Below are 16,798 nucleotides of genomic sequence, written 5' to 3'. Positions count from 1 at the left end.
AGTTATTTTATTCTGACTGCTTAGACTAAAGCATACTCGCCTGCAATAATTGCTTGGCATACGGATGCTTTGGATTATCAAAACTAGCTTCGGTCGCTCCAGACTCGATGCACGTGCCTTCTTTTAGTACCATAATATGCTGGCATAAAGCGCGCACAACCTTTAGATCATGACTGATAAACACGTAACTGATGTGCAATTTTTCTTGAATTTCCCGTAGCAAATTGACCACCGTAACCTGCGTGGTGCTATCAAGTGCAGACGTTGGCTCATCAAGTATCAATAAACTTGGCTGCATCACAAGCGCACGAGCAAGCGCCACTCGCTGACGCTGACCGCCTGATAGCTCATGCGGATAACGTTGGGCAAACTCAGCAGGCAGGTGCACGGTCGCCAGACTATCCAGCACCGCCTGCTGACGGGCGACCTTAGACACGCCTTGTACCAACAGCCCTTCTTCAACTATCTGCATCACCGTCATACGCGGATTGATACTGGCAAAGGGGTCTTGAAATACCATCTGAATCTGCGAACGGAATTTTCGCAGCTCACTCCTAGACAGTACCGCGATATCTTGGCCGTTCACCAAAATCTGACCACTGATGCGTGCTTGATGACTTAGTAATTGACTCAGCGCCAGGGCAATGGTGGTTTTGCCAGAGCCGGACTCGCCAACGATGCCGAGCGCCTGCCCTTTTTGCAGCGTCATATCGACGTTTTTTACTGCATCAAACCAGCGCTTGACGCCGCCAAACAGACTTTTTTCAACCGGAAACTGTACTTGTAAATGACTGACTTGCAATACGGTTGGCCGCTGACTTTCATTCTCAGATAGATCTAATGCTTGCCCAAAGTCTTGCTCGATAAGGGTGCGAGTATAGTCAGCTGCTGGCTGATTAAACACCTCGGCAGTCTTCCCCTGCTCAATCGTTTGACCTTGGCGCATGACGATGACGTTATCGCTATAGCGTTTGACCAAATTAAGATCATGGCTGATGAGTATCATCGCCATCTGATGCTGCCGCTTGAGACTATCTAGCAGCTCAAGAATCTCATGCTGCAGAGTGACATCCAGCGCAGTGGTCGGCTCATCAGCGATTAAGATATCAGGCTGCTGCGCCAATGCCATGGCGATCATTACCCGCTGGCGTTGGCCACCTGACAACTCATGTGGATAGCGATGCAGCTTGTCAGCAGGGTTAGTGATATTGACATCACTTAGCAAAGCGATGCTCCTGTCTTGCCAGTGCTTTTTGGGTACGCCGCTTAGACGCAACGACTCGGCAATTTGCTTAGCAACGGTGTGCAGCGGGTTTAGCGCTGTCATCGGCTCTTGAAACACCATGGCGATGCGCTGACCACGGATAGCGCGCAGCGCTGCATCACGTGTTTTATGATTACTTATCGGCAATGTCGTCATTTCTGCCGCGTCTGCCAACTGCACTTCACCTGTGACGCTCAAGCTATTTGGCAGCAAGCCCAACAGTGCAAGACTGGCGATCGACTTACCAGAGCCTGACTCGCCGACGATAGCCAATGTCTCCCCTTGTCGCAGCTCGTACGTTAGCTTATCGACCAAAACGATATCTGCGTCAGTGACGATACTAAGTTTATCTACTACCAGCATGAGCTTGTTTTGTGTATTGCTATGATTGTCACCTAAAAGGCTGCTTTGCTCAGTAGTAGTTATCATATTGGCGTTTATCATCTTATCAGTTGTCATATCACGAGCGCCTCGGATCAAAGGCATCACGCAACGCTTCGCCAATAAAGATGAGCAAGGATAAGATAAAAGTCAGACTAAAAAATCCTGATAAAGCCAGCCAAGGCGCATCAAGGTTGTTTTTGCCTTGTACCATCAGCTCGCCAAGTGACGGCGAGCCAGGCGGTAAGCCATACCCTAAAAAATCTAGCGCGGTTAAGGCAATGATATTGGCCGTTAGGATAAACGGCAACTGCGATAAGCTAGAGGCCAAGGCATTGGGCAAGATGTGCCTCATCATAATGCGGCTGTCCGACACCCCAAGGTTACGAGCAGCGCGGACATAATCAAAGTTACGCGCCCGTAAAAACTCGGCGCGTACCAAACCAACCAATCCCATCCAGCCAAATAGCAGCATCATGGCAAACAGCATAAAGATGCTGGGACTAAACAAGCTGACCAAAATAATAATCATAAACAGCTGCGGCATCCCGCCCCACACTTCCATAAAGCGCTGCCCTGCCAAATCTACCCAGCCACCGTAATAGCCTTGTATCGCCCCTACAATAATACCAATCATCGCCCCCGCCAGCGTCAAAGCGATACCAAATAACAACGACACCCGCATGCCATAAAGTATGCGCGCCAGCACATCACGACCCAAATCATCCGTACCCAGCCAGTTTTGGCTATTGGGCGGCGCAGGATAAGGCAGACCCAGCGCAACATTTGGCGTCTGATCAGCAAAGGGAATGGGCGGCATCACATAAAAGCCTTGCTCATTAATCAGCGTTTGCACCGCAGGGTCTTTATAATTGGTTTCGGTCTCAAACACACCGCCAAACGTCGTCTCAGGATAGGCCTTTAGCACGGGAAAATAGTAATCGCCTTGATACTGCACCAGTAGCGGCTTGTCATTGGCAATAACGTTAGCGGCCATACAGAGGATGAACACTAAGCTGAAAATAATAAGAGAGATTAAACCTAAGCGATTACTACGAAAGCGATCGAGCCGCGCCTGCCAAATCGGATTTAGGCGTTTGGCTTTTGATTTAGTTAAAGCAGGTGGCGGCGTAGCAGTAGAATAATTAGACATTAGCGACCCTCAAAATCAATACGAGGGTCTATCAGATGATAGCTCAGATCACTGATAAGCTGTAATAGTAGACCAACTAAGGTAAAGATAAACAGCGTGCCAAATATCACTGGATAATCACGCTGTTGAATGGCCTCAAAGCCAAGCAGTCCTAAACCATCGAGTTTAAAGATGATTTCAATAAGAAAATTACCGGCAAAGAAAATCCCAACGATGGCCGCGGGGATACCAGCGATAATAATCAGCATCGCGTTACGAAACACATGACCGTACAGTACTTGACGCGCGCCTAAGCCTTTGGCACGTGCGGTGAGCACATACTGCTTACCCAGCTCCTCTAAAAAGCTAAACTTGGTCAAATAAGTCAAGCCGGCAAAACCGCCAACGGTACTTGCTAATAGCGGCAGTGCCAAATGCCAAAAGTAGTCTTTCACTTTACCCAAAGTACTTAACTGATCAAAATTCTCGGAGGTCAGTCCCTGCAGCGGAAAGATATTCCAGTAGCTGCCACCCGCAAAAAACACCAACAGTATGACGGCAAATACAAACACAGGTATCGCATGGCCAATAGCGAGTAGCATAGCAGTGGCTTTATCAATCCCCGAGCCGTGATGCATGGCTTTGTAGATGCCAAGTGGGATAGCAATCATATATATCAGCAGCGTACTCCACAGCCCAAGCGAGATAGATACTGGCAGCTTTTCTATAATCAGATCGGTCACTGTCTGGCCCTTAAAAAACGACTCACCAAAATCTAACTGGGCGTAGTTCTTTAGCATCAGCCAAAAGCGCTCAGGCGCTGACTTATCAAAGCCATATTGCGCATTGATTGCGGCCACCATCTCCTCAGATAGGCCGCGCGTGCCTTGGTAGGTACTATCATTGCCGCCTGCACTACCCGCGCCGATACTGCCGCCGAGCGCATTGTCTTTTGCGCCTTGCTCAATCAATGCCAGCTGCTGCTCTACAGGACCGCCTGGCGCCGCTTGTACAATCACAAAGTTCGCCAACAATATCAAAAATAGCGTCGGTAATATCAGCAGCAATCTTTTTAAGATATAACGACCCATATGTCAGCTTCCTAAAATAATTAGAAGTTGTTTTTCAGCTCACGTAGCGCGGCAAATACCGTCAGTGACTTATCATCATCGATCGCCATCTTGGCCTTGACACCTGCGATCACACTCGGCTCTTGTGTGCGCAAAAACACATTAACAGTGCGCTCATGCGCTAAGGTCACCGGCAATGTTGGGGTGCCTTGGGCGGTTTTTTCTTCTGCTTGCGCCAATGCTTGCTGCATCGCTTCATTAGCAGGCTCGATAGAGAGACCAAAGCGTAGATTGCTGGCAGTATATTCATGCGCTGGATACAGCAGTGTCTCGGCAGGCAGTCCGTTTAAACGCTTAAAACTCTCATGCAGCTGCTCTATCGTTCCTGTAAACACGCGGCCGCAGCCAGCACTAAACAAGGTATCTCCGCAAAAACAATGCTTTTGACCATCGATATCTAAGACATAAGCCACGTGACTTGCCGTATGACCCGACACGTCCCATACTTGCGCCGCGCAGCCCCAGGCACTGACCGTGCTACCATCCTTGATGGTCTGGTCTTCATCGACCGTATGCTCGCCATGGGCCACCAGATGCGTCATCGGATAAGACTCTTGTAGCTCTGCCACACCGCCGATATGATCATGATGATGGTGGGTGGTCCAGATAGACGTCAGCTCCAGCTCATTGTCTTCTAGATAAGCAACGACAGGCTCAGCTTGACCCGGATCAATGACGATGGCTTGCTTGTTATTTTCATTAATGAGCGCCCAGATATAGTTGTCATTAAACGCTTTAATCGGGTGAATACGAATACTCATATCAAATCCTTACCAGTAGTTATAGGTGTTGCTTATCTTTTTATTCAAGTATTGAGAATGGCTATTTTTGATAAACGATACATTAGATATTGGGTGCCCAAGCCATCGTTTATTTTTTCAAGTAGTTATTAACGCGCGCTTCGGCTGCTTTATCCACCCACCAGTAGTCGATTCCGACTGCATTGGTCGGCAGTGTGCCATTATGGCGATACTGATTCCAGTAGGCAACATTGGTACTAGATTTGCCATATAGCGGGACCATATAGTGACCTGCGCGTAGCAGACGATCAAGGACGTGCGTATATAAGACAATCTCGTCACGACTTTCGGCGTCGCCTAATTGCTCTATCACCTCATCTATCGCCGCGTTTTTGATACCTGCCGTGTTTCGGTTGCCCGTCTCATCGGCAGCGCTACTACCCCAAAACCCTACTTGCTCAGCACCAGGCGATAAGCTTTGGGCAAATACATCGACCACCATATCATAATCAAAACGGCGCATTCGCTCGTAATATTGTGGGCCATCGACTTGCCGCAAGGTCGCATCGAACCCTAGGCGCTTGAGATTACGAATATAAGGCAGCAATACACGCCCCATGGTCTCGCCCGTCATCAACATCTCAATCCGAGCACGCTTGCCATTAGGCTGATATAGCTGCATATCGTCATAATAAAAACCCGCATCGAGCAATAGCTGTCTGGCTTGTAATAACCCTTCGCGATTGAAGCCACTAGCATCGCTGGTGGGAAGTTGCCATCTCGCCAATACTGCACGGCGCTGAATCGGCTCAAGTGTCGGCAGTAGTGGTTTTAGCACCCGCATCTCGGTAGGCGATGGCATGCCCGTAGCGGCAAGCTCCGAGCCATGAAAAAAGCTTTGCAGGCGCTCATACTGCCCATGAAACAGTGTCTTATTCATCCATTCAAAATCATAAGCGGCGCTCAGTGCTTGGCGCACGCGAATGTCTTGAAACAATGGCCGGCGCAAATTCATCACCAGTGCCTGCATAGGTACTGGGTTTTGACTACTGATAGTTTCTTTTTTAATGAGCCCTGCTTTTACCGCTGGGAAGCGATAACCGGTCGCCCAGTTAGAGGCTTTATTTTCTGGGCGAAAGCGATATTGTCCAGACTTAAACCCTTCAAAGGCAATCTCATCACTTTGGTAATAGACAAACTTAATCCTATCAAAGTTATAGCGACCGCGATTGACCATCAAATCTCGCCCCCAGTAATTGGGATCACGAACATAGCTCACCGAGCGTCCCGCATCGACGCGGCCAAGCTTATAAGGCCCACTGCCCATGAGCGGCGTTAGGCTGATTTTTTCAAAGTCGGTATCGATAGAGGATTTGGCAAACACTGGAAACTGTCCGACTGTTAATAGAATCTCTTTATTATCATCGGAAGTAAAGACAAACTTGACTCGCCGCTTATCGACAATTTGGATGTCTTTGATGTCTCCCAAATAGCTACGAATATACATCGGGCCTTTATTTAATATGGCGTCATAAGTGGCTTTGACATCGGCGCTAGTGACCTCTGTGCCATCCCAAAAACGCGCCGCAGGGTTAATATGATAGATAATCCAGCTGGTGTCCTCAGGGTCGTAGGTAACTTTGCTGGCCAGCTGCGGATACATGGTAAAGGCTTCATCTAATGATCCGGTCATCAACGTGTCGTACAGATAATCGGTACCGACCATCGCCACCCCCGTGGTCATCCATTTATTGGCCGCATTAAAGGTGCCGCGCGCATCGAGTGACAGCGTGCCGCCTTTGGGCGCATTTGGATTGGCATAGGGCATATATGGGGCGTCGGCATATTCAGTGGTGCTATTATGACCAAGCGCTGTCGTGGTGACAGGCGCTGCCATAGCTATCGGCAGCCAGCCGATGACCAGAGCAAACAAAACGGTTTTTGGCAGCGCTTTTTTGGGCATCATGGGGTATCAACAGACCTCTTTACTTACCGTACCTATCATCGAAAAAACGTGAGCACTATAGCCATAACACGTAAAAACCACTGCCAAGCTCTGCCCTCGAAAAATTTTATCATAACAAACTTAGGTTTTTTCACCTAATGATTTGCTGGATTGATGTCGTCATGCTCGAGGCTTTTTTGATAATACAGCGCAGTGATGAGGTGGGTTTACATCAGTAGAGGCACGGTTTTAGGTATACAGTAGGTTTGCCCAGCGGTTTTTTGACTGACAATAAAAACGCCTGCACATAAAAAAGACGCCGCTTATAAAAGTGGCGTCTTTTTTGTCTTTTAGTGTTTGCGTGATAGCGTTTGAACTATAGCGATCGCTTGATTAAGCATGCTTTTTTTCAAAGGCAATCATAAAATCCACCAGCTGCTGTACCCAATCAAGCGGTACGGCATTATAAATACTAGCGCGCATACCACCGACATCGCGGTGACCTTTTAGGTTCAATAGTCCTGCGGCCTCTGACTCTTCTAAAAACACCTTATCCAGACTGCTGTCTGCCAAGGTAAAAGGCACGTTCATGATAGAGCGATGCTCAGGGGCAACGGGGTTGTTATAAAAACTGCTGTCGTCAATGGTTTTATAGAGCAAGTCGGCTTTTTGCTGGTTGATCTTGCCGATCGCAGCCACGCCGCCCTGCGCCTCTAACCAATCAAACACCAATCCTGCCAAGTACCATGAGTACGTCGCTGGGGTGTTTGACATCGACGCTTTTTCGACTTGGTGCTCATAGTTCATAAGCATAGGGCACCACTCACTGGCACGGCCAAGCAAGTCTTCACGGATGATGACAATGATAAGACCTGCCGGACCGATGTTTTTTTGGGCGCCGGCGTAAATCATGCCAAACTTTGACACATCTATCGGCTGCGACAAAATGCAAGAAGACATATCGGCAATAATAGGCGCGTCGACTTGTGGTGGCTCAAATATCTGTAGACCGTGAATGGTTTCGTTGGCACAGTAGTGAAAATACGCCGCATTGTCGCTTAGGTTCCACTCGCTTTGGGCTGGCACATCAGTAAAATTACTGTCTTTGCCAGTAGCGACCTCATTGACTGCGCCCAACCCCAATGTTTCATAGCGTTTGGCTTCTTTGACCGCTTTACCTGACCAAGCGCCCGTCGTTAGATAGTCACCGCGCCCACCATTTAATAAATTCAGAGGAATCGCCGAAAACTGTAAGCTGGCACCGCCTTGCAAAAACAGCACTTTATAGTTATCTGGGATCTCCATCAATGCCCGTAACTTGCTCTCAGCCTTTTCTGTGATAGCGACATAGTCTTTACTACGATGGCTCATCTCCATCACTGAAAGGCCGCGCCCTTGCCAGTCAAGCAGCTCGCTTTGTGCACGCTCTAAGACGGTGGTGGGCATGGTCGCAGGACCCGCACAGAAGTTTGGCAGACGATGCGCGGCAGCGTTTGGATTGGTAGAAGCGTTGGATGTGTGAATGGATTCTGGGGTTGTAGACATGGTTATTATCCTAAATTGATGAGGTCATCATTGTTGGTTAACAGCTAAGCTGATTAACGATTAAAGCGCCTAGGGCGAATTTTTAAAGGCATTGTCAGTCTGGCAGTTTTCTTATTATCTCAAATGCTCAGTTATGTTTATTTACGAGACAGACTTTGCTATCTGTTGCCAAAACTGCCGCTTCAGACGGCTATCGGCGAGCATTTCATCCAAAGTTGGGAGCGTAGTTAGGGCAGGATGCGTCAGCCCGTTAGGCAAAGCCGTCAAAGCTGCCACTTGCACATCTTCACTACGCCCAATCTTAAAAACATAGCCTGCTAAGCTGGCATTGGCAAGCTCGGCGGTATCCATGCCCGCACAGATCGGAAACGCCGTGGTCTCACAAGTCATCGATAACGCTTGGGTGATGTTTTGCCACAGCTTTTGGCTGTCCCCGCTGAGGGTTTGCATGTCCACCAGTATGACCCAGTTGCCGTAGCGTCCACCTTGTAAACTAAACGGCAACACCTTTTTGTTGCTCTCATCAGCATATTTATCTGCTGATGCATGTATCGCTGATGGCGCAGCAGTGGTTGTTTTTACGGCGTCAACGAGTGGTGCCACCACCTGCGCGACGGTTGGTAGAGCAGGCTCGCCATCCAAATAAGCATCATCGTGATAAGAAGACGTATCGCTCGTGTCTAAATGATTTGACGAGCCATCATCGACGCGGTGGGGATGGCGGTCATTGACGGGGCTTTGGGTATTCCACGCTGCATCGCTGTCGCTAACATCGCTGACAGGACTGCGCTGCGAAGAGGCAAGAGAGACGCTAGGACTTGAGAGGTTTGACGGACTTTCGCTAATGGCGGGGATATCAGCCATGCTTAGCGTCGCAGCACCTGGGCGCACCCACTGATTAATACCCATCATCGCTAGGATTTGGCGCTGCTGCACACGGCGCTGTAGTACAATTTGCGGATCTTGGATATCACTCATGCGGTTCTGCTGTCTTATTTTTTAATTGAAAGCGGGCGATGTTAAAAAAGCTGGCGAACGCCTAACCAATGCTCTGCCAGCATCATCAGGCAGTCGTATTCATCTTGACTGATTATCGTATCGTGTAACATGACAGTATGCAATGTACTTAGCCATCGTCGATACTCATTATAATCTATTTGGCCGCTATCCTGTTGTCTCTTGCCACAATTATTATCTTCCGCCTTATGAGTACTCGCTGTATCAGCATGGTCCGCGTGATACGCTGGCACCATACAGACCACCGCTAACAGCTGGCTACTATTTAAGTGGGATGCGGTCATTAATAGCCACTGTAGATTTGCATCGCTGACGGCATTTAAGTCAATATCAATCAAACGGGCATGCCGCCTCACATCCACAATGTAGTGTGCAGCACTCTCCCATGCTGGCAGCCTATGGCGATGGGCGTTTTTGGACAGCCGATACGCCAGTAGTATCAGCACCGACCTCCTCACGGTATCCAGACCAGAAAACACCTGACCTGATGGGTCAAGCTGCGCGCCTATATCCTCCATACCCGCCTGCAATAGCGTCTGCCAGCCGGACGGCTTATCGGTATTTTTGTCATTTAACACCGCAAAAAGCGTTGGCAATAACCGCTGTAAATGTAGTGCTTGCCATAATGACACGATAGACACTTCTTGTGGCTTGGTGCATGCCACTTGATCAGATACTGATAATGGTGTATCTGTGCCAGACACAAGGTCTGCTGAGATATTCTGAGCAAAGTCGAAGGTCAAATCCACTGCCAGCTGGCGAGCAAAAAGCTGTAGTAAACCGCACTGATAGCGAGCGAGCATGATACGGCTGCTTTGTTGCTGCTGATAATGCTGATGGGCGTGGTGGTCATAACTGCGCTCGTTTTGCAGGCGCTGTGCGTTAATTGTCTGTGCCGATAAGTCTTGCTGATGCAGCTGCTTTATCGCAAAAACCAGCACCGCACTGTCTAAGCGCCGATCCAAATTGGCCACCGCTGTCAGCAGTTTAGCATCTATCGTATGCGGTAAGATGGGCAGGTTGTTACGACTGTCATGATTGCTATCTACAGTGGATGCTGCGCTTTCCTCGCCTTGATCTTGTTGCGTATTACTTTGCGATACTTCATCCCCGATAATCCCCTCCCAAACGTCGTGCAAATCATATTTCATCGTCGTCGTCAGCAAGCGCCGTTGATGGCATAACATGATGGCTTCAATCAAAGCTTGCGCGCCCAATGGGTGATGACTGTGATCCAGCACGTACTGCGGCAGGCAAACCTGATGCAAATCGTCGCTATCGATCCATGGTTTTTTTGGTAAATCGCTATCGGGTTTTGCCATCCATGGCTTTAGTAGCTGACAGGCACCTACATCCTCTGCTGATACTTGCAAGCGGCCATCAATCACGACATCTTCTTTTATGGTAAAGGGCAGCCCCGACTCTGCCTCTAAGGCATTATTAGGCTCATTGATCAAAACATCGACATTTTCTTTGATGTTTTCTTCAGCATTTTTGTCTTTTTTGGTGGCAGTAGCAGGGAGGTTATTAACAATTGGTTTTTTATCTTTACTTAGGCTATTTGCTTGGACTTCGCCCCAATCACCTAGGCGACGCTGCGCATATATCTGTTTTATTTTTTGCTGGTTTAAGCGTTTTTCACGGGCAACTTGCACAGCAAAGTCATGATAGGCTTTGGCATTGACGGCACTCATGCGCTCGCTTAAGCTTGGGTGGGTAGCAAACCACGATACATCCCCTAAGTCCGCGCCGCTACTGGCAAAGAAAAAATGACTCAGACCATTGATATCAGCGATGTTGGTTAAGCGTGAGCCTACTGTGTCTTGATGAATCGCTTTTAGAGTCTCTATAATCGCCGGCGAACGGGTCAACTGTACGCTGGTGGCGTCGGCGAGCAATTCACGCTCACGGTTGAAGCTGTGTTTGATCAACTGAGCGCTGGCCATACTCGAAAAGCTCAGCCCATGTAACAGCAGTGTCCACACGCTGCGCGGCGCGTGCCGATCAATGATAGGATGATTCAGCCGGCGCGACTGAGACTGCGTCAATGATAGCGGTTTGTGCGACTGGGCCTGCCAGTACGACACCCATTCGCGATGCGTGGTAAAGCTTGCCGTCTGCGCCTCGGTACGACGTGCATGACTGTCGATGCTACGCTGCGGCATCAAAGCGCTTTGACTAACGCTGCTATCAATAGAGCCAGCATAGCGATTGTCACTTATCAAGCGATTGCTGTTATGACTGATAGGATCGCTCCAATCATACAGTATCTGTAGTCCTGCTAGCACCACCATCAGCTGTAGGTTAAATGTCGCATCACCATGTAATATATGACCGTACTCATGGCCGATCAGTCCATATAATGCTTCATCAGAGAGCTTGTCTAACGCACCCTGCGTCACGACCAATACCATGTCTTGACTATGGCGGCCAGCGACAAAACCATTGATACCTTGCTCATCAGGCAGCACGTACAATATCGGCATATCCAGCCCCGATGCAATAGCCAGCTGCTGCGCGATTTCGTAGTAGCGGCGATAGACAGGAGGGAAATCTCGCTCATCACGCACTGCGATCTGACGGTCACTAAAGCGGACTTTTTTGGCCGCAGTATGCTGCTGAGCCACCCCTTGACTGTGCTCCCACGCATCCTGACTGCTATCAACAAACAAACGAACCGCCCCCACGCGTTGAGCAATCGCGCGGCCACCCGCTCTGAGGCGGCGATACTCTACAAAACTACCAGCAACAAAACTCGCTATGATCCAAACGATGACCAAAACCAACGCCCAGTAGTAAATACCCCCTGTAAATATCGTCAACAACAACCACACAACTCCGAGAGCCACTGCTATATGAGCCAAGACGATCAAAAAAAACAGCCCATAAAGTAACAGACTGCGGCGCGTGCGTATCCGCTGCTGAGCAAAAAAATCCATCCGCTTATCTCAAATTGGCGACACTTTTTGTGCTTTTACTTGGTATCTCAAGTCATATCTACAACAGGGGCTTTGGCAATGGCGTCTCTATCTGCAAAGACCAGTGGGCTGAGCGGACGAAATCCAAAAGTGCTGCTGACAAGATTGTTTGGAAACACCTCACGGTCATTATTATAAAACATCACGCTATCGTTATAGTGCTGACGGGCAAAGCCTATACGGTTTTCGGTATTGGTCAGCTCATCCATCAGCTCTTTAATCATGCTATCCGCTTTTAGCTCAGGATATGCCTCCACCACCGCTGAGAGTTGCCCCAAAGCTTTAGACAGCATACCTTCTGCTTTGGCAAACAACGCCATATGCTCAAGCGACTCTGGCTGATGATGCGTAGAGTTTTGTAGGCTTTGGGCGTGATTACGGGCGCTAATCACACGGCTTAAGGTTTCTTCTTCATGCGTCAGATAACGCTTGGCGGCCTCAACCAAGTTTGGAATCAAGTCATGACGACGCTTGAGCTGGACATCTATCTGCGCAAAACCATTTTTTGCTTGATTGCGCGCGCGTACCAATTTATTAAATATCGACACCCCAAACACGACCAGTAGTACCATGAATATAATCAGTAGCCAAATAAACATCTTCATAAGCAAATCCCAATGTGTCTAGAGTATTAATAATACGTTAATACCTTGTATTTTAGCTTAAATTTATTCATGAAGCGCTAGCATCGGGCAATTTTTAGATAAAAAAAAGCCCTTTATGATAAAGGACTGAATATCGAAAACTGCTTTTGATGTTTTATAATTTTGATGTACTAGAGAGGCATAGAGATAGGTATTAAGCAAAACAGGCTGTGACTGGACAATGATAAAGACGAATATCAAATTTTAGGCAAAAAAAAGCGACTCCGTCAGCACATCCTCGGCACACATTGTATCTACTACCGTTGCTACCTTCCGGTCCTGGCGGGATTCATAGTACAATGTTGCGAGGCTACCAACGGAGCCACCAGAGCAGATTATACAAGATTTTTTTAGTATTACAACCCCTATCTCAAAACTGTTTGTTTTAATCGAAAAATAAGTCTGTAACCTAGCTCACAAAATTCTCACAGCAACTTATACAGATTTTGCTATTTTAGTGAATGAAGTTGTACACATATCAACACTTAAAAATAAGAGGTACAACCTCCTTTGTAAATACCTTTTGAAATTATTCATATGAATACCCTTAACATTGATTTAGGAGATAACCATGAAAAATACTCTATTGAATAAACTGGCCATCGCTTCTGGTACTGCTTGTTTAATGACAGCCATGATGGGTAGCGCGCATGCCGAGCCGACAGGCTATGATCAGCTGAGCTTTCAAACCGAAGTCAAAGAAGAGGTGCAAAATGACGAAGTACGCGCCAGCATGTACAAAAAAGCCCAAGCCAGTACCTCAAAAGCCTTGGCTACCACGCTCAACACATCTATTAATAATGCCATGAAAATCGCTAAGCGCTACCCGAGCGTGACGGTCAGCACCGGACAGCAGCGCACCTATCCGCGATATGATAAAAACGACAAAATCATTGGCTGGACGGGGCAAGCCAGTATCGATCTAAAAAGCACCGACTTTGCGGCTACCAGCCAGCTAATTGCTGATTTGCAAGAAACGCTAGTGATGGATAACCTAAACTTTGGCGTCTCTGACAGCAAAAAAGACGCACTAGAGCAAAAGCTGATGACCGAAGCGTCTCGCGCTTTTCAGCAGCAGGCCAAAAACCTAACGCGCGCTTGGAATGCACGCGGCTACCGTGTGGTCACGGTCAATCTAAACACAGGAAACAACTACCCTCGTCCAATGTATGGCAGCATGAATATGAAAGCAGAAGCCGCCGATGCCTCAGTACCTAGTCAGAGTTTTGAATCGGGCAATAGCACCATCTCTGTCACCGCCAACGGCACCATCGAGCTGACCAAATAGCTTTTGCGCCATAAAGACAGTTGTTAGTAAAAAACTTTATAAGTACCTAACTAACTATCAAAGGATATCAAGGGCAGCCACTTATCGTAGTGACTGCCCTTTTTTGTATGCTATTAGGGTATGGCGCTTATTTTGTAAAAGCATCATTAGTTTTAGGCTGTGCATTTTGAACCGTTTGTAGACTGCCATCCTTTTGCCGCAGTTTTAACAGCAGTTTTTGATGCCATGGTAGATTTTGGTAGGCTAAGCGCTGCTGCGCGATTTTTTTATTGTTTTGGAGGGTTTGAGTGTTTTGAATCACATGTACCGTACGGGCTGTTTCTTTGAGCATCTGTCCTTTCTCATTTTGTATGACTGCCTTTATATTATGCGCGCCGGGCATAATATCGACAGTGGCGATGGAAGCACTTAACCCTTGTGCAACCTCACTACCATCCAGATAAATATGGACTCCATCACCTGCCTGCAAGGCAGGCATCACCTGTACGCGCACCTCAATACTTTGAACAGGACGGCGATATGCGCGAATCTCGCTAGGCTCGGCGATCATAAGCTGATAGCTCACTGCCTTGCGCGCCTTATCTGTGCTATTGGCCGTGCTCACAGGCGCAGATGACGAGGTCGCCTCGCCAGTCACCTGACCAATCGTGTCTCTACCAGTAGAAACAGCCGTCTGACTGACGGTTTTGTCCGTCTGCTGTTCATAGTTTTGTGGCCGATCGGTAAAGGTGACTTGTCCCGTCTTTTCATCGACTACTTTATAGATGGTTGCTGCGTGACTGGTAGGCACTGCGATAGGTACTGTGATACTCACTGAAAGTACGGTCAGCGCTGTCAGCAAACCGAAACATTTGGCTTTTATGCCTCTGGTCTTCAGAGTACTGGACTTTAGAGCGCTGATTGTTACATCAGCGTCTTTTATATGAGTGTTTTTTATATGAGCAAGGATAAATGTCGTCATGGTTAAGCCACCTAATCAGTCTGATACTTCCTATTATGCGGTATTTGCGTGATGAAATCAGTAGCGATGTTTTATTCATTTATCGGGTGGCGTACTTTTTATTTTTACGCATAAAAAAAACCAGCTAAGACAAGCTTAACTGGTGTTTTGATGTTATTTTACATTTAGCTTAAATTCAGTGTTTTGAGTACGCAGCTGATTAGCAGCTGTAGTACATGTCAAACTCAACAGGATGCACAGTTACGTTCAGACGTTGTACTTCTTCTTCTTTCAAAGCAATAAACGCTTCTAGCATGTCTTTGGTGAACACATCACCTTTTAACAAAAACTCGTGGTCGTCTTTTAGCGCCTGTAGTGCAACATCCAAGCTCTCTGCAACCGTTGGAATTTGTGCTTCTTCTTCTGGTGGCAAGTCATACAAGTTCTTGTCAGCCGCTTCGCCTGGATGCATCTTGTTTTGGATACCGTCAAGACCTGCCATCAATAGCGCAGCAAATGCTAAGTATGGGTTAGCTGTTGGATCTGGGAAACGCGCTTCGACGCGTACTGCTTTTGGACTGCTCACGTGCGGAATACGGATAGACGCTGAACGGTTTGATGCAGAATACGCAAGCTTGATAGGTGCTTCGTAATGCGGTACCAGACGCTTGTAACTGTTCGTTGATGGGTTGGTAATCGCGTTCAATGCACGAGCGTGCTTGATGATACCACCAATGAAGTACAATGCGGTCTCAGACAAACCAGCATACTCATCACCAGAGAACGTGTTTACGCCATCTTTTGAGATTGACATATGCACGTGCATACCTGAACCGTTGTCACCAACGATAGGCTTTGGCATAAAGGTCGCTGTTTTACCAAACTGGTGCGCCACGTTATGGACAACATATTTCAACTGCTGAACCTCATCCGCTTTACGTACCATCGTGTTAAACGCTACACCGATTTCAGACTGGCAAGACGCCACTTCGTGGTGATGAACTTCTACGCGGCCTTCGCCAACGATTTCTTCGATACGCTCACACATCACAGAACGCATGTCATGCGAGCTGTCGATTGGTGGTACTGGGAAGTAACCGCCCTTAACGCGTGGACGATGCGCCATGTTGCCCCACTCGTATGTCTCGTTGGTGGACCATGCCGCTTCTTCAGCGGTAATCTTATGGCTCACGCCAGACATATCAACTGACCACTTAACATCATCAAATACAAAAAACTCTGGCTCAGGACCGAAATAAGCCGTGTCACCAATGCCAGTAGACTTCAAATACTCTTCTGCGCGGCGAGCAATAGAACGTGGATCACGATCGTAGCCTTGCAGCGTTGATGGCTCGATGATATCGCAGGTCACGACGACTGTAACGGCATCAAAGAACGGATCGATAAAAGCCGTTTCAGGGTCAGGACGTAGGATCATATCTGAGGCTTCAATGCCCTTCCAGCCAGCGATAGATGAACCATCAAACATTTTGCCGTCTTCTAGCACTTCTTCGTCGATGGTAGAGGCAGGAAAACTGATGTGTTGCTCTTTACCGCGAGTATCGGTAAAGCGAAAGTCAACCCATTTAGCATTAGATGATTTGATAAGATCCAATAATTTATCCGACATAAATAGTCTCCGTTGTGTTGATTAGATATTTGCAATATAAACTGTTTTAACGCTATTTTAACAACATATGACTGACAATGTTGCTTTGTTCAAATGCTGGCTGATTATTATTAATAAACAGTGATAGACAGCAGTAGCTGATAAAGAAGCAGCTCATCATCAAC

12 protein-coding genes and 1 other RNA gene are annotated in these 16,798 nt (G+C 47.7%); 1 reads left to right on the top strand and 12 read right to left on the bottom strand.

Translation table 11 applies throughout. The features are described from left to right. Window positions 1–25: 25 nt before the first annotated feature. From JMX98_RS09785 to ffs, 10 genes are all read right to left on the bottom strand, one after another. The gene (locus tag JMX98_RS09785; protein WP_413786548.1) at window positions 26–1,693 is read right to left on the bottom strand and encodes an ABC transporter ATP-binding protein; all 1,668 of its coding nucleotides are present in this window, start codon (window positions 1,691–1,693) and stop codon (window positions 26–28) included. A 31-nt stretch (window positions 1,694–1,724) separates the two neighbouring features. Next, window positions 1,725–2,798, bottom strand: coding sequence for an ABC transporter permease (locus JMX98_RS09780; RefSeq protein WP_201586227.1), 1,074 nt, complete (start codon window positions 2,796–2,798; stop codon window positions 1,725–1,727). Beyond that, the gene (gene yejB / locus JMX98_RS09775) at window positions 2,798–3,868 is read right to left on the bottom strand and encodes a microcin C ABC transporter permease YejB (RefSeq protein ID WP_105245699.1); all 1,071 of its coding nucleotides are present in this window, start codon (window positions 3,866–3,868) and stop codon (window positions 2,798–2,800) included. The genes JMX98_RS09780 and yejB overlap by 1 nt, the downstream gene beginning before the upstream one ends. A 20-nt stretch (window positions 3,869–3,888) precedes the next feature. Then, window positions 3,889–4,668 (bottom strand): hydroxyacylglutathione hydrolase, encoded by a 780-nt coding sequence (gloB, locus tag JMX98_RS09770; RefSeq protein WP_201586225.1) that lies wholly within the window; start codon window positions 4,666–4,668, stop codon window positions 3,889–3,891. A 109-nt stretch (window positions 4,669–4,777) separates the two neighbouring features. Beyond that, window positions 4,778–6,610, bottom strand: a complete 1,833-nt coding sequence (locus JMX98_RS09765) for an extracellular solute-binding protein (protein ID WP_201586240.1) — start codon at window positions 6,608–6,610, stop codon at window positions 4,778–4,780. Window positions 6,611–6,985: 375 nt separating this feature from the next. Beyond that, a complete protein-coding gene (gene serC / locus JMX98_RS09760; protein WP_413786547.1) occupies window positions 6,986–8,038 on the bottom strand; it encodes a 3-phosphoserine/phosphohydroxythreonine transaminase in 1,053 nt (350 codons plus the stop codon). A gap of 240 nt (window positions 8,039–8,278) precedes the next feature. Next, the gene (locus JMX98_RS09755; protein WP_201586222.1) at window positions 8,279–9,115 is read right to left on the bottom strand and encodes a hypothetical protein; all 837 of its coding nucleotides are present in this window, start codon (window positions 9,113–9,115) and stop codon (window positions 8,279–8,281) included. A gap of 41 nt (window positions 9,116–9,156) precedes the next feature. Next, window positions 9,157–12,093, bottom strand: coding sequence for a M48 family metalloprotease (locus JMX98_RS09750; protein WP_201586220.1), 2,937 nt, complete (start codon window positions 12,091–12,093; stop codon window positions 9,157–9,159). A gap of 47 nt (window positions 12,094–12,140) precedes the next feature. Beyond that, a complete protein-coding gene (locus JMX98_RS09745) occupies window positions 12,141–12,737 on the bottom strand; it encodes a LemA family protein (RefSeq protein WP_201586219.1) in 597 nt (198 codons plus the stop codon). A 261-nt stretch (window positions 12,738–12,998) separates the two neighbouring features. Then, an RNA gene (gene ffs / locus JMX98_RS09740) (signal recognition particle sRNA small type) lies at window positions 12,999–13,095 on the bottom strand. A gap of 252 nt (window positions 13,096–13,347) precedes the next feature. Between ffs and JMX98_RS09735 the strand changes: the two genes are divergently transcribed. Further along, the gene (locus JMX98_RS09735) at window positions 13,348–14,064 is read left to right on the top strand and encodes an SIMPL domain-containing protein (protein ID WP_075100897.1); all 717 of its coding nucleotides are present in this window, start codon (window positions 13,348–13,350) and stop codon (window positions 14,062–14,064) included. Between the two features lie 127 nt (window positions 14,065–14,191). On the opposite strand, the gene JMX98_RS09730 is transcribed toward JMX98_RS09735, so the two are convergent. Both JMX98_RS09730 and glnA read right to left on the bottom strand, forming a co-directional pair. Then, window positions 14,192–15,025, bottom strand: coding sequence for a DUF4124 domain-containing protein (locus JMX98_RS09730; protein WP_201586216.1), 834 nt, complete (start codon window positions 15,023–15,025; stop codon window positions 14,192–14,194). 199 nt (window positions 15,026–15,224) lie between these two features. Further along, on the bottom strand, window positions 15,225–16,634 hold the full coding sequence (gene glnA / locus JMX98_RS09725) for a type I glutamate--ammonia ligase (RefSeq protein WP_198336843.1): 1,410 nt from the start codon (window positions 16,632–16,634) through the stop codon (window positions 15,225–15,227). Window positions 16,635–16,798 lie beyond the last annotated feature (164 nt).

It is taken from the genome of Psychrobacter sp. HII-4 (assembly GCF_904846595.1).
Classification (GTDB): Bacteria; Pseudomonadota; Gammaproteobacteria; order Pseudomonadales; family Moraxellaceae; genus Psychrobacter; species Psychrobacter celer.
The sequence above is the reverse complement of the archived record's forward strand: the minus strand, read 5'-3'. Positions and strand labels throughout refer to the sequence as shown.